The organism is Pseudomonas sp. LBUM1646 (genome assembly GCF_059716165.1).
Genome location: NZ_CP166810.1, coordinates 1,443,248 through 1,457,014 on the forward strand (window position 1 = coordinate 1,443,248; position 13,767 = coordinate 1,457,014).

Annotated in this window: 14 protein-coding genes; 8 read left to right on the plus strand and 6 right to left on the minus strand. The window is 60.8% G+C overall.

Annotated features, from left to right (window positions below; translation table 11 throughout):
* The first annotated feature begins 48 nt into the window (after positions 1-48).
* Together ACA071_RS06350 and ACA071_RS06355 are read left to right on the plus strand one after the other, a co-directional pair.
* The gene (locus tag ACA071_RS06350) at positions 49-327 is read left to right on the plus strand and encodes a DUF1145 domain-containing protein (RefSeq protein WP_427632536.1); all 279 of its coding nucleotides are present in this window, start codon (positions 49-51) and stop codon (positions 325-327) included.
* Entirely contained in the window at positions 320-1,078 is a 759-nt protein-coding gene (locus ACA071_RS06355; RefSeq protein WP_497643598.1) for a collagen-like protein, read from the plus strand. The genes ACA071_RS06350 and ACA071_RS06355 overlap by 8 nt, the downstream gene beginning before the upstream one ends.
* A 110-nt stretch (positions 1,079-1,188) precedes the next feature.
* On the opposite strand, the gene ACA071_RS06360 is transcribed toward ACA071_RS06355, so the two are convergent.
* Complete coding sequence (locus ACA071_RS06360; protein WP_497643599.1) at positions 1,189-1,647, minus strand: CopD family protein; 459 nt, start codon at positions 1,645-1,647, stop codon at positions 1,189-1,191.
* 99 nt (positions 1,648-1,746) lie between these two features.
* Here ACA071_RS06360 and dinG point away from each other — a divergent pair, with 99 nt between their 5' ends.
* From dinG to pdxH, 5 genes are all read left to right on the plus strand, one after another.
* Positions 1,747-3,891 carry an ATP-dependent DNA helicase DinG gene (gene dinG, locus ACA071_RS06365; protein ID WP_497643600.1) on the plus strand — a complete coding sequence of 715 codons (2,145 nt, stop codon included), beginning with the start codon at positions 1,747-1,749 and terminating at the stop codon, positions 3,889-3,891.
* 95 nt (positions 3,892-3,986) lie between these two features.
* Positions 3,987-6,482: a beta-agarase gene (locus ACA071_RS06370; protein ID WP_497643601.1), complete on the plus strand. Its 2,496-nt coding sequence runs from the start codon at positions 3,987-3,989 to the stop codon at positions 6,480-6,482.
* Positions 6,483-6,686: 204 nt separating this feature from the next.
* Positions 6,687-7,832: a serine hydrolase domain-containing protein gene (locus ACA071_RS06375; RefSeq protein WP_497643602.1), complete on the plus strand. Its 1,146-nt coding sequence runs from the start codon at positions 6,687-6,689 to the stop codon at positions 7,830-7,832.
* 113 nt (positions 7,833-7,945) lie between these two features.
* On the plus strand, positions 7,946-9,058 hold the full coding sequence (locus tag ACA071_RS06380) for an OmpA family protein (RefSeq protein WP_497643603.1): 1,113 nt from the start codon (positions 7,946-7,948) through the stop codon (positions 9,056-9,058).
* A gap of 23 nt (positions 9,059-9,081) precedes the next feature.
* Positions 9,082-9,729, plus strand: coding sequence for a pyridoxamine 5'-phosphate oxidase (pdxH, locus tag ACA071_RS06385; protein ID WP_497643604.1), 648 nt, complete (start codon positions 9,082-9,084; stop codon positions 9,727-9,729).
* A gap of 5 nt (positions 9,730-9,734) precedes the next feature.
* Here the strand turns inward: pdxH and ACA071_RS06390 are convergent, their stop codons facing one another.
* On the minus strand, positions 9,735-9,971 hold the full coding sequence (locus tag ACA071_RS06390; RefSeq protein WP_497643606.1) for a hypothetical protein: 237 nt from the start codon (positions 9,969-9,971) through the stop codon (positions 9,735-9,737).
* Between the two features lie 167 nt (positions 9,972-10,138).
* Between ACA071_RS06390 and ACA071_RS06395 the strand changes: the two genes are divergently transcribed.
* The gene (locus ACA071_RS06395; protein WP_497643608.1) at positions 10,139-10,603 is read left to right on the plus strand and encodes an outer membrane lipoprotein; all 465 of its coding nucleotides are present in this window, start codon (positions 10,139-10,141) and stop codon (positions 10,601-10,603) included.
* Between the two features lie 71 nt (positions 10,604-10,674).
* On the opposite strand, the gene ACA071_RS06400 is transcribed toward ACA071_RS06395, so the two are convergent.
* From ACA071_RS06400 to nhaA, 4 genes are all read right to left on the minus strand, one after another.
* Positions 10,675-10,944: a pyocin S6 family toxin immunity protein gene (locus ACA071_RS06400; protein ID WP_497643609.1), complete on the minus strand. Its 270-nt coding sequence runs from the start codon at positions 10,942-10,944 to the stop codon at positions 10,675-10,677.
* Positions 10,941-11,195 (minus strand): colicin E3-like toxin immunity protein, encoded by a 255-nt coding sequence (locus ACA071_RS06405; RefSeq protein ID WP_497643610.1) that lies wholly within the window; start codon positions 11,193-11,195, stop codon positions 10,941-10,943. Before ACA071_RS06405 ends, ACA071_RS06400 begins: the two co-directional genes overlap by 4 nt.
* 7 nt (positions 11,196-11,202) lie before the next feature.
* Complete coding sequence (locus ACA071_RS06410; protein WP_497643611.1) at positions 11,203-12,423, minus strand: colicin E3/pyocin S6 family cytotoxin; 1,221 nt, start codon at positions 12,421-12,423, stop codon at positions 11,203-11,205.
* Between the two features lie 120 nt (positions 12,424-12,543).
* Positions 12,544-13,731 (minus strand): Na+/H+ antiporter NhaA, encoded by a 1,188-nt coding sequence (gene nhaA / locus ACA071_RS06415; protein WP_497643612.1) that lies wholly within the window; start codon positions 13,729-13,731, stop codon positions 12,544-12,546.
* Positions 13,732-13,767 lie beyond the last annotated feature (36 nt).

A 13,767-nucleotide genomic window follows, 5' to 3' on the forward strand; every position in this document is an offset into this window, starting at 1 on the left:
GGAAGCCGTTACTGTGCGCTCAAAGAATAATTCTCAACGGGGGAGCGTATGAAGGTGTTTTGGGGGCTGGGGAAGCTGTTGACCCTGCTGTTCTGGTTGGTGGTGCTGGTCAATCTGCTGATCCCGTTTATCAATCCGCTGCACCTGCTGGTCAACATGGCCGGGGCGCTGCTGGCGGTTATTCATTTTCTCGAAGCGCTGCTGTGTTTCCGCAGCCTCAGAGGTCGCGCCCACCCGTGGCGTGATCGGCTGAAGATTCTGTTTTTTGGCGTTTTCCACCTGCAAACCATTCCGGCCCCGGCCGTACCAGGGGCTTCCCATGCGTAAACTCTGCCTGCTCGCTGCATTCATCAGCCCACTCGCCTGTGCCCAAGTGGTGAGCGTCGAAACCAACTCGCTGATGCGCTTACCCAATACTGCGAGCACCTTGCAGCTGGAAAAACTCGACGTCGCCGACTACGGCACCTTGCTGATTCCCTCGAACGTGACTGAAGTGACGGTCGGCGAATTGCACCTGGGCCGTGACGCGCGGATCGCCATCGTGCCCGGCGAACAGGCGCTGGAACTGAAAGTCAGCCGCGCCAATTTGTCTGAAGGCAGCCTGATCACCGCGCGCGGTGCACCGGGTACTTACCTCAAGGCTGCCCGTTCCGGGCGCAACCTGAACTTGCAGATCAAAACGCTGAGCGCGCCGACATTGACGGTCGATGCGCGCGGTGGTGCGGGTGCGCCGGGTTTTGTCGGTCTGGATGGCGCCAACGGCGAAGAGCCCGGCTGCACCTGGGGCCAGGCCGGTCGTGGGTTCGACGGCACCAATGGCAGCGATGGTCAGCCAGGGGCGGCCGGTGCGCTGGTGCGCCTGGAAGTGCCGCGGGATTACCCCGCGGAACAAATCAAGGTTCAGGTTGCCGGCGGTGCCGGTGGTCTGGCCGGCCCTGGCGGTAAACCGGGGGCGGGCGGCAAGGCCAAGGGTTGCCTGGTTTACAAGGCCGATGGCGGCAAGAGCGGGCGTCCAGGCGTTGATGGTCAGCCAGGACCCGTCGGCGCGGCGGGGGCGGTGACGGTTCAGCGGTTGTAACTTCTACACGGATTGTTCCCACGCTCTGCGTGGGAATACAGCCCGTGACGCTTCGCGTCACTGGACGCGGAGCGTCCCTTGAGGCATTCCCACGCAGAGCGTGGGAACGATCACGGCCGAGCCGCCGCAATCGCCACCAGCACCAACCCAACCAGCAGATTAATGCCCACCAACTTGCGAATCTTCCCCAGCGCAGCGGCACCCGCCGGCCAATCCTGCGCGTCCACTGCCGTGCGCAACTCCGGCAGCAACAACGCCTGAATCCGGATAAACAGCGCGGTCATCACCACGTACAAGCCCATCATCACCTGTACATAGCGCGGCGCCATCTCAAACCCGGCGAACTGCAGATGAATCATGCCCACGCCGCTGATCGGCAAAAGGACCACCGCCACCCAGACCCAGCGGAAAAAACCTTGAAACACTTCTACCCACAGCTTCAACCGGCCGGGGCCTTCCAGGGCCTTCATCGCCGCCGGGCGCAGGACCATCCAGGCGAAAAACATGCCACCCACCCATACCAGGGCGGACAGGACATGCAGGGTATAAACAAGGCTAAAAGCGGTCATTGAGGTACTCCGTTCTGCGCGGGATTAATTAGCGCGGTATGATAGCCGCCGATCCGAACCACTGAAAATTTATCCAGCGTTTTTTGCGCCCGACAATCCATGATCAGCACCGAACTCAAAACCACGATCCAGGGCGCCTACACGCGTTTTCTTGAAGCCAAGAGCCTCAAGCCGCGCTACGGCCAACGCCTGATGATCGCCGAAATTGCCAAAGTCCTCGGTGACATCGACACCGACGACGAAGGCCGGCGCAGTGGCGATCCCGCGATTGTCGCGGTGGAAGCCGGCACCGGTACCGGTAAAACCGTGGCCTACAGCCTGGCGGCGATCCCGACAGCCAAGGCGGCGGGCAAACGCCTGGTGATTGCCACGGCCACTATCGCCCTGCAAGAGCAGATCGTCTTCAAGGATTTGCCCGACCTGATGCGCAACAGCGGGCTGAATTTCAGCTTCGCCCTGGCCAAGGGCCGTGGGCGCTACATGTGCCTGTCCAAGCTCGACATGTTGCTCCAGGAAGGTCACGCGCAAACCGCCACGGCGCAGTTGTTCGAAGAAGAAGGCTTCAAGATCGAGGTCGATGAGGCCAGCCAGAAGCTCTTCACCAGCATGATCGAGAAGCTGGCCGGCAATAAGTGGGACGGCGACCGCGACAGTTGGTCCACCGCTTTGGAGGACGCCGACTGGGCGCGCCTGACCACTGATCACAGCCAATGCACCAACCGTCATTGCCCGAACTTCGGCCAATGCGCCTTTTACAAGGCCCGCGAAGGCATGGGCAAGGTCGACGTGATCGTCACCAACCACGACATGGTCCTGGCCGACCTGGCCCTGGGCGGCGGCGCCGTGCTGCCGGACCCGCGCGACACCATCTACGTGTTCGACGAAGGCCACCACCTGCCGGACAAGGCGATCGGTCACTTCGCCCACTACACGCGCCTGCGTTCCACCGCCGACTGGCTGGAAACCACCGCCAAGAACCTCACCAAATTGCTCGCCCAGCATCCGCTGCCGGGCGATTTGGGCAAGTTGATCGAACAGGTGCCGGAGCTGGCGCGGGAGATCAAGACCCAGCAGCAGTTCATGTTCACCGCCTGCGAGCAGGTCGCCGATTTCAAACCCGGCGAAGACGTCGAAGGCCGTGAGCGGCCGCGTCACCGCTTCGTTGCCGGGGTCATCCCCGAGCACATGCGCGAGATGGGCATCGAGCTGAAGAAAGCCTTCGCCCGCCTGACCGATTTGTTCACCCGTCTCACCGAACTGCTCAAGGAAGGCATGGACGGCGAGGTCAACATCGGCATCGCCAGCAATCAGGCCGAAGAGTGGTATCCGCTGTTCGGCAGTCTGTTGTCGCGCTCTTCGGGCAACTGGGAGTTGTGGACCGCGTTCACCGCCGAAGACCCGGAAGACAACCCGCCGATGGCCCGTTGGCTGACCCTGGCGGAAAGCGGTTCGTTGTTCGACATCGAGGTCAACGCCAGCCCGATCCTCGCGGCGGAAATGCTTCGCCGCAACCTGTGGAACGTGGCCTATGGCGCCTTGGTGACGTCGGCAACGCTGACGGCACTTGGCACGTTCGACCGCTTCCGCATGCGCGCCGGCCTGCCGAAAAAAGCTGTCACCGCTGTGGTCCCGAGCCCGTTCCACCACGCCGATGCTGGCGTGCTGCGGGTACCGGACTTGAAAGCCGACCCGCGTGACGCGCCGGCCCATACCGCCGCAATCATTCGTGATCTGCCATCACTGGTCGAAGGTTCGCGCGGCACCCTGGTGCTGTTCTCCTCGCGCAAACAGATGCAGGACGTGTTCGACGGCCTGGACCGCGACTGGCGCAAGCAAGTGTTCATTCAAGGCAACCTGTCGAAGCAGGAAACCCTGAACAAGCACAAGGCGCGGGTCGATGGCGGCGACTCCAGCGTGCTGTTCGGTCTGGCGAGTTTTGCCGAAGGCGTCGACTTGCCCGGTGCCTACTGCGAACACGTAGTGATCGCCAAGATTCCGTTCTCGGTGCCTGACGATCCGGTGGAAGCCGCATTGGCCGAATGGATCGAAGCCCGGGGCGGCAATCCGTTCATGGAAATCTCCGTGCCGGACGCCTCGCTGAAACTGGTCCAGGCTTGCGGTCGTTTGCTGCGTACCGAAGAAGATCGCGGCACCATCACCTTGCTCGATCGGCGCCTGGTCACCCAGCGTTATGGCAAAGCGATCCTCAATGCGTTGCCACCCTTCCGACGTGAAATTTCCTGATACACGCGTGGGCAGTTTTGCCCACCGCGTTGTCTATCTCTCTGCCATCGCTTTTCCACTGGCCATCGCTGGTCGTTAGGGAGAACTTCGTTCTTATGATTCGCCGTTCGTTGCCTGCTGTATTCGCCCTGTTGTTCGCAACGCCCTTGCTCGCCGCTCCTGCCGGCCAGCAGACGCTGTTCAACTTTGTGCGCCCCGCCGACGTGGTCCAGGTGGCGACCCAGGACGCCAGCCTGCCGCAATCCAACGCCGAGCAAACGGCCGAAGGCGAAGTGCTGCGCCGGGTAACCTTCAATCCGGTAGCCCAGCCAACCTTACGCCTGACCCCGCAAACCGGCGCCTGGGACTGGTCGCAGTCGGGCGTCATGACCTTGCGGGTCCAGAGCGCCATGGACTGGGCCGTGACCCTCTACGTGAAAATCCAGAGCAACGACGGCAAGACCCTGATCAGCCGCGTCGACCTGCCGGCCGGCCCGGCGCAAACCTTGTTGGTGCCATTGGTCGCCAGTTCGCCGTTGAGCCAGGGCATGAAAGCCGGACCGCCGATGCCGATGACCGTCGACGGTCAGCGTGTGTTGCTCGCCAGCAGCAGCGGTGAGCTGGATCGCAGCCAGGTGGTGTCGGTGAGCTTGTCGATGGATCAGCCGAAAGTCGCCCAGAGCATCCTGCTGGAGCGCTTCGGCGTGCAGGACGGCGAGGACGTGAGCAAAGCCGTCTACGGCGGTCTCGTCGATGCTTACGGTCAATCGACCCGCGTCAAATGGCCGGAAAAAGTCAGCAGCGACGAGCAACTGAAATCCGCTGCCGCGAAAGAACAGCAACAACTGAAAACCTGGCTGGCCGAGCGCGAGAAGTCGTCCCTGGACAAATTCGGTGGCTGGAACAAAGGCCCGGCGTTCAAGGCCAGCGGCTTTTTCCGCACCGAGAAACGCGATGGTCGCTGGTATCTGGTGACACCCGAAGGGCATCCGTTCTATTCCCTGGGTGTGAACACTGTTGCCCCGGACGTCGATCAAACCTACATCGCCGGTCGCGAGTGGATGTTCGACAACCTGCCAAAACCCGACGAACCGCTGGCCAGTCACTATGGCGAAGGCGACAACCGTGGCGGCAACGGCGCCGACCAGGGCCGTGCCTATAACGTTGGTCGCTGGTACGACTTTTACGGCGCCAACCTGCAGCGTCTCTATGGTCAGCCGTGTGCGGTGACCAGCGACACCAAGGCCGGCGTTGCCGAAGCAGCCAAGGCTGATGCGGTGGCACAGACGGCTGAAAAAGCCGCTGAGCAACCTGTCGCGCCTTCGACGACCGAATCCGGTATCGCCGAAGCAGCCAAGACTGGTGCAGTCGACGCAACAGTCGCAAAAGTGGCCGAACCTTGCAAAGCCGTGGTGGATGAACAACGCTGGACCCGCCACACCCTGGATCGCCTGCAAGCCTGGGGCTTTAACACCGTCGGCAACTGGAGCGCCCCGGCGCTGGGTGACGCGGATCGCGTGCCATACACCTTGCCGCTGTCGATCGTCGGCGATTACGCCAGCATCAGCACTGGCACCGACTGGTGGGGCGGCATGCCCGATCCGTTCGACCCGCGTTTCGCCATGGCCACCGAACGTGCCGTGGCCATTGCCGCCCGGGATCACCGCGACGATCCGTGGCTGATCGGCTACTTCGCCGACAACGAACTGGCTTGGGCCGGGCCCGGCGACGAACCGAAGGCCCGTTACGCCCTGGCCTACGGCACCTTGAAAATGACCACCGACGTGCCGGCCAAACGCGCGTTCCTCAAGCAATTGCGCGACAAGTACCGCAACCAGGCGGGCCTGTCGAAAGCCTGGGGCATTGACCTGCCGGCGTGGGAGTTGATGGAAGATCCGGGCTTCGAAGCGCCGCTGCCAAGCGCCGATCACCCGGAAATCGAAGCCGACTTCAAATACTTCCAGAAGGTCTTCGCCGACACTTACTTCAAGACCATTTCCGATTCGCTCAAGTGGCACGCGCCGAACCAGCTGTTGCTGGGCGGCCGCTTCGCCATCAGCACCCCGGAAGCCGTCGAGTCCTGCGCGCAGTATTGCGATGTGTTGAGTTTCAACATGTACACCCTGCAACCGCAGGACGGTTACGACTTCGCCAAACTGCGCAGCCTGGATAAACCGGTGCTGATCACCGAATTCAACTTCGGCTCGGCGGATCGCGGCCCGTTCTGGGGCGGCGTGACGCAACTGGCGAAAGAAGAAGACCGTGGCCCGGCTTACGCCAACTTCCTCAAACAGGCGATGAGTGAGCCGTCGATTGTCGGGGTTCACTGGTTCCAATACCTCGATCAACCGGTGACCGGTCGCCTGCTGGATGGCGAGAACGGGCACTTCGGCCTAGTGGGTATTACCGATCTGCCGTTCCAGGGCTTTGTCGACAGCGTGCGTAAAAGCAATCTGCTGACCGTTGATCAACTGGGCAAAGAGGCCGAAAAGGCCAAGGCCGAGGCGGATAAAGCCAGCCATGCCGCCGAGGGCGGCCGTAAAGGCGACGCCGGTAAAGGCCCGGGGCAGGGCGCCGGGCATGCGGGTGGGCATTCTGGCAACGGGCATTAAAATCTGAGAAAGCCAAGATCGCAGCCTGCGGCAGCTCCTACAGTGGGATTGTGTTCACCCTGTAGGCGCTGCCGCAGGCTGCGATCTTTTGATCTTGACCGTTGGGAGGACGGGGCAACCGCCCAGCCCGCCCCTGTTCCCAAAAAGCTCTAGGGCTGGAACAATGCGGACCACTTTGTAGAGCGTTTATCCGGGGAGTTGCGTTTGCAGATTCAGGGTCATTACGAGCTTAAGTTCGAAGCAGTGCGCGAAGCCTTTGCCGCACTGTTCGACGATCCCCAGGAACGTGGCGCGGCGTTGTGCATCCAGGTCGGCGGTGAAACCGTGCTCGACCTCTGGGCCGGTACCGCCGACAAGGACGGAACCGGAGCCTGGCACAGCGACACCATCGCCAACCTGTTCTCCTGCACCAAGACCTTCACCGCCGTCACCGCGCTGCAACTGGTGGCCGAAGGCAAGCTGCAACTCGATGCCCCGGTGGCCCGCTACTGGCCCGAATTCGCCGCCGCCGGCAAAGAATCCGTGACCCTGCGCCAATTGCTCTGCCATCAGGCCGGTCTGCCGGCCCTGCGCGAGTTGCTGGCGCCCGAAGCCTTGTATGACTGGCAAACCATGGTCGACGCGCTGGCCGCCGAACAACCCTGGTGGACGCCGGGCCAGGGCCACGGTTATGCCGCAATTACTTACGGCTGGCTGGTGGGCGAGTTACTGCGCCGTGCCGACGGTCGTGGTCCGGGGGAATCCATCGTCGCGCGGGTCGCCAAGCCTTTGGGCCTGGACTTCCACGTCGGCCTGGCTGACGACGAGTTTCACCGCGTGGCGCACATCGCGCGCGGCAAGGGCAATGTCGGCGATGCCGCGGCCCAGCGCCTGTTGCAAGTGACCATGCGCGAACCAACGGCCATGACCACCCGGGCCTTCACCAACCCGCCGTCGATCATGACCAGCACCAACAAACCGGAATGGCGGCGTATGCAACAACCCGCCGCCAACGGCCACGGCAATGCCCGCAGCCTGGCCGGGTTCTACGCCGGCCTGCTGGACGGCAGCCTGCTGGAAAGCGAAATGCTCGATGAGCTGACCCGCGAACACAGCCTCGGCGAAGACAAGACTTTACTGACCCGGACCCGTTTCGGCCTGGGTTGCATGCTCGATCAACCGGATGTGCCGAATGCCACCTACGGTCTCGGTCCACGGGCGTTCGGCCACCCTGGCGCGGGCGGTTCCATCGGTTTTGCTGACCCAGAGCACGATGTGGCCTTCGGCTTTGTGACAAATACCTTGGGGCCGTATGTTTTGATGGATCCACGCGCGCAGAAGCTCGTACGTGTGCTTGCCACTTGTCTGTAAAGCTTCGTTGAAAGGTCCTGCACCGGAACCTCGTTACCTTTTTCGATTCAAAGCGTCTGTTTATGCAGTCCCGATGTGGGCTTGTGTTTATTACTTCATTTTGTGGATATCCAATGTCATCCAATAAAACTCTTGCTCTGGCACTGTGCTTCGCCGTTACCGGTTGTGCGCAAACTCCGCAAAATGACGCCGACGGCGCCAGCCACTGGTGGCAGTTCGGTTCTTCCGACAAAGTCGCCGCCAAAGCGCCGGCCCCAGCCGTCGATCCACTGAAAGCGGCGATCACCGCACCCGTGGTCAAGGCTGAAAGCAGCAGCCGTTGGTACTGGCCGTTCGGCTCCGATGAAAGCGCCGACAAACCTGCGGCCAAGGCCGACGTCAAAGCTGAAGCCAAACCGGCAGCCGTCGCCAAGGCTGACGCCGACGCGGGTGACAAGTGGTGGTGGCCGTTCGGTGGCAAAGATCAGAGCACCGCCAAAGCCGTGCCGATGCCCGATCCGAAAGTCACCCAGGCCTGGCTCGACGATTACGAACCGCGCCTGCGTGAAGCGATCAAGGACAGCAACCTGCAACTCGAACGCCGAGACAACGTGCTGGTGGTAACGGCGCCGGTGGACGGCTCGTTCAACCCGGATCGCCCGGCCATGCTGCTGCCGGTCACCCTGGGCCCGTTTAGCCGCGTTGCGAAAATCCTTGAAGTCGATCCGAAGACCGCTGTATTGGTCCTCGGTCACAGCGACACATCCGGCGCGGCTCCGGCCAACGTCAAATTGAGCCAGGAACGCGCCCAGGCTGTGGCGGCGATCTTCCGTCTCAGCGGTTTGCAGCGCGATCGCCTGATGCTGCGCGGCATGGGCGGTGAAGCACCGCGTGCGGCCAACGACAGCAATGAAGGCCGTGCCTTGAACCGTCGCGTGGAACTGCTGGTGACCCCGCAGAACACCATGGTGGCGTTGCTGAGCAAATACAACATGCCAGCGCCGGCACCGGTCAGAATGGTGGCCGTCCAGGACGTCAAGCCAGTGGCCAAACCGGTCACCCCGGCGCCAGCGGCCAAGAAAGCCGCTGTGCCCGCCGCGAAAAAGGCTCCAGTCAAGAAAGCCGCAGCCAAAGCTCCCGCCAAAAAAGCGCCAGCCAAAGCCGCGACCCCGGCGAAAAAGCCTGCGCCGGCCAAGGCCGCTGCTGACTCGAAGAAAGTCGTCGCCGCGGATGCTGCGAAGAACTGATCGTTAACCAGAAGGAATGTGCCATGACCCAGGCCCTGGCTGATATGCGTCGCGACTACACCCGTGACGGCCTGACCGAGGCGCAAGCCCCGGCCGAGCCGTTCGCGCTGTTCCATCAGTGGTTCGCCGACGCGGTGAAAACCGAACAGGTGCCGGTCGAGGCCAATGCAATGACCCTGGCCACCGTCGATCTGGACGGTCGGCCCCATTGCCGCATTCTGCTGCTCAAGGGCCTGGATACTCAGGGCTTTACTTTCTTCACCAACTACGACAGTGCCAAGGGCCAACATCTGGCGGTGAATCCGTTCGCGGCCATGACGTTCTTCTGGCCAACCCTGGAGCGCCAGGTGCGCATCGAGGGGCGCGTGGTCAAGGTCACGCCCGAGGAGTCCGACGCCTACTTTCAGGTGCGGCCCCTGGGCAGCCGCCTCGGTGCCTGGGCTTCGCCCCAGAGCCGGGTGATTGCCGATCGTGGTGAGCTGGAAGAATTGCTCAAAATCACCGAGCAGCGCTTCACTGATACCCAGCCGCATTGCCCGGAACACTGGGGCGGTTACCGTTTACTCCCCGAGCGCATCGAGTTCTGGCAAGGCCGTCCGAGCCGCCTGCACGATCGCCTCAACTACCGCCTGCAAGGCGCCGACTGGATTCTTGAACGTCTGGCACCCTAAGCAGTCTACCGACCGGGATAGCCTGCCGCAGCGGCCTCAAGCCACTGTGGCAGGTCCCGACGCTTGATCTTCTGCGCCTGAGCGTTCGTTAGTTGCTGGAGCATGAAGGCTTTTTTATGCTCGTCCTTCCCGGCCAGCGCTAACGCCAGATCGCGGTCCATCCAGCGTTTGATCCGTACGTACAGCCACCAGTGGAAGTACAAACCGGCCACGGTCGTGACGACAATGATGAAGTAATCCATGAAAAATCCTTGGGTCAATGGCGCAGGTTTTGGTAATTGCCGCTACTGTGGTGTGAGTTCGAGGTGTCTGTACCGGGCCTGAATGAAACCAATTTTATCCGGGCGATGCCGTGACAGGCGTCAAGCTGCGGAGTTTAATGAATACCTGTCCTTTGGAGTTTGATGCTATGCGTAAGTCTGTTCTGCTGGTTGCTTCCTTTTCCACGATGGCGATGTTGCTCACCGGCTGCCAATCCAGCCTGACCGGTGACTCCTACTCCCGTGACGAAGCGCGTCGCGTGCAGACGATTCGCATGGGTACCATCGAATCCCTGCGCCCAGTGAAAATCGAAGGCACCAAGACCCCAATCGGCGGTGTAGCCGGTGCCGTAGTGGGCGGTGTTGGCGGCAGCGCCATCGGTGGCGGTCGCGGCAGTATCGTTGCCGCGGTGATCGGTGCCGTTGCGGGTGGGCTGATTGGTTCGGCCACTGAAGAAGGCCTGACTCGCGCCCAGGGCGTAGAAATCACCGTGCGTGAAGACGACGGCAGCATGCGCGCCTATGTGCAGCAGGTTCAAGAGAATGAAGTGTTCCGTGTGGGCGAGCGGGTGCGGATTTCCACTGTTGGCGGGACGAGTCGCGTTTCGCACTAAGCGCAAGCGAGTAACAAAACAAAACCCCGATCAGGTGACTGGTCGGGGTTTTTTGTGTCTGTGGTTTCCGCTTAGGTTTTATTCAGCACCGTTAGGCGTTGGCAAAGTCCCAAGTAATAAACCAAATCGTTCCTGAAAGAACTACCAACGATTTCCATAATCGCAACAGCTTGAGTGTGGGATAACTCGTGCTCACCTTCAGGTATATCCCACAAAGTCGACCAGCCCATTGCCTTAAGCACCGCTCCTTCTAAGGCTTGCGGTACATCCTTTTCGTACTGTAGTGAATCGTCGGTATTGGGTTCAGGGAAGAATCCAGAGAGTGCGATAAAGATGTTCACCAGGCCTTCCTATACCGAAATGATATTTGGTAATCGAAGGTGGCTGGTTCAATTCTGTGAGTAAACAGGGGCTGAAGTTTCGGAATCCAGTCCGCTTTTACATCGAAACCACCATCATAAATATTGCCGTCACCCATCAAGCCCAATGCGTCAATTGTTGAGCCGTCGTCGCCTAAATCTGCGGAGTATTCTTTCCCTTCTGCTACTTCTGTTTTTTTATCGTACCAATCCAAAATGACTTTCAAGCCCATACATTCCTCACAAGTACTTTTTAATGCTTCGTTTCTTCTTGGGTGGATCTATTTGCTCGCCCGTCGTGTGATCGAATGAGCCTAGATGACTGCCATCGCTAGCGAGGTATGCCTCTAATTCACCGTGCAGGGAATCCCATTCATAAATCGTCCGTCCTTTAGCATCCATCCAGCGGGACCTGAGCCCACCGCCCCCTTGTTTGGGCGTTTTCTTTTTAACCTCCTTCAACCCTGAAAAGCCTGTGATCTCTTCTGTTTCAGGTGGTGAGTGATAGTCGTGATCAGGGTTCGGAGGTTTTCTTCCAGATACGTTAACCACAATGTAAACCGGCGATACCCCCGATCCAGCCGGAAACACAAGAATGAAATCCTTGTACTCAGGTGGATAAACCGGGTTCACGATGATGCTGTCCGCCGCTTTCGTCGGCGGGTAAACCCAGATGTGCGGCGCTTGTGGCGCGGCTTCCAAAGCAGGAATACCGAGGATGTCGGAACCGTCCACCGCCGGGGTCCAGATCAGCTCAACGCCATCCCCGAGATGGGCCACTTGCTGACTGTCGCGCAACTCGAATTTCGCGACATCCACCATTTCCCAATCACGATTCTTGCCGGTGTAGAAGGCGTAGCCCTTGAGGCTGCCATCAGCCTGTTGCTCGACCCTTAGCCGAACACGCGTGCGCGCCTGTTTCAGCGCGCGCAATTGGTCTTCGGTATAGAGCGCGCTATCGCCCAGGCTTGGCGTCCAGAACAGCGCGACCAAACCGGTCAACGCGGTTGCCCCAGCCACGCCGAGGGTTGGCAAGGCAGGAATGGCCGGGGCGCGTAAAGCGATACGTCCGATGCCAAGTGGGAGGCTATTGGCGCTGATGGTCTGCAGATTCAGCAGCCCTGCATCGTCCACCTCGCGGGCACCAAGCCAGGCGACTTCCCCGTAATCCTTGAGGCTGTCGGTGGGCACCATGCCCGACGGGTTCGAGTAATCGATGATGGCGTTAGGCAGTTTGCAGGACTTGGCAAAGATACAGCCTGCGCGAGGCATTTCATCTTTAGAGGAAGGGGGCGAAAGACTGCGTTCGAAGGCGTCTTGCCGGGCAAGCATGGCCTCGTAGGCACTTTGCCGGGCGTCCCGCTCAGCCAGTTCGGTGCTGGTCATGAAGCGGTGGGTGACGCGATGCCCGTCACCAGACGGCGGGTTTTTAACCCGGGGAATGTCCTTGTTGCCAGCCACTGATCGTCCTTTCATTCGTCCATCGGCAACCCCGCTAAAGGGGCTGCACGACGTTAACGAATGTGACTAATCGTGGCTGTAGGACGAGTCTCTGATGGTCCTAGGAGTGTTCTCCGTTACTCAGGATTGCAGAGCAGTGCGCTTGCGACTCGCCGCCGCCGTCACCGCATAACCAATCAACGCCGCCAATATCGAACCGGTCAAGATTCCCATCCGGTCCATCCCGGCGTATTCACTGGCGCCCGGCACAAACGCCAGGGAACCGACAAACAGGCTCATGGTGAAACCAATCCCGCAGAGAATCGCCACGCCCAACACCTGGCCCCAGTTGGCGCCCTGGGGCAGGGCGGCGATGCCGATTTTCACGGCCAGCCAAGTCAGCCCGAACACGCCGACGGTTTTGCCCAGCAGCAGGCCGACGGCGATGCCCATCGGTACGTGATGAGTGAAGCTTTCCACGGTCACGCCGCTCAGGGACAAGCCGGCGTTGGCGAAGGCGAACAGCGGCAGGATGCCGTAGGCCACCCACGGATGCAGCGCGTGCTCCAGGGTCATCAGCGGTGAAGGCTCGGCATTCTTGGTGCGCAATGGAATGCAGAACGCGAGGGTTACGCCGGCCAGTGTTGCGTGGACACCGCTCTTGAGCACGCACACCCAGAGGATAAGGCCGATGATCATGTACGGCCCGAGCTTGACCACGCCGAGCCGGTTCATCGCGATCAGCGCCACAATGCACGCCCCCGCTAATGCCAAGGACAGCGTCGACAGTGTGCCGGAATAGAAAACCGCGATGACGATAATGGCGCCAAGGTCATCGATGATCGCCAGGGTCATCAGGAACAGCTTCAGCGACACTGGCACGCGCTTGCCCAGCAGGGCGAGTACGCCGAGGGCGAAAGCAATGTCGGTGGCCATCGGGATCGCCCAGCCGCCCAGCGCTGCCGGGTTGTCACGGTTGAGGAACCAGTAGACCAACGCCGGCACCACCATGCCGCCAATCGCCGCCGCACCGGGCAGGACGATTTGCGACGGTTTCGACAGCTGACCGTCGAGGACTTCGCGCTTCACTTCCAGGCCAATCAGCAGGAAGAACATCGCCATCAGGCCGTCGTTGATCCACAGCAGCAAGGGCTTGGCGATTTTCAGCGCGCCGATCTGGGCCACCACGGGGGTGTCCAGCAGGCCGTTATACAGCCACGACAGCGACGAATTGTTGATGATCAGAGCCAGGGCTGCGGCGGCGATCAATAACAGACCGCTGGCAGCTTCCAACTGAAAGAAACGCGTGAACGTGCTACGCAGAGGCAAGGTCGCTCTCCATCGATGAATTCAAAAGGTGGCACA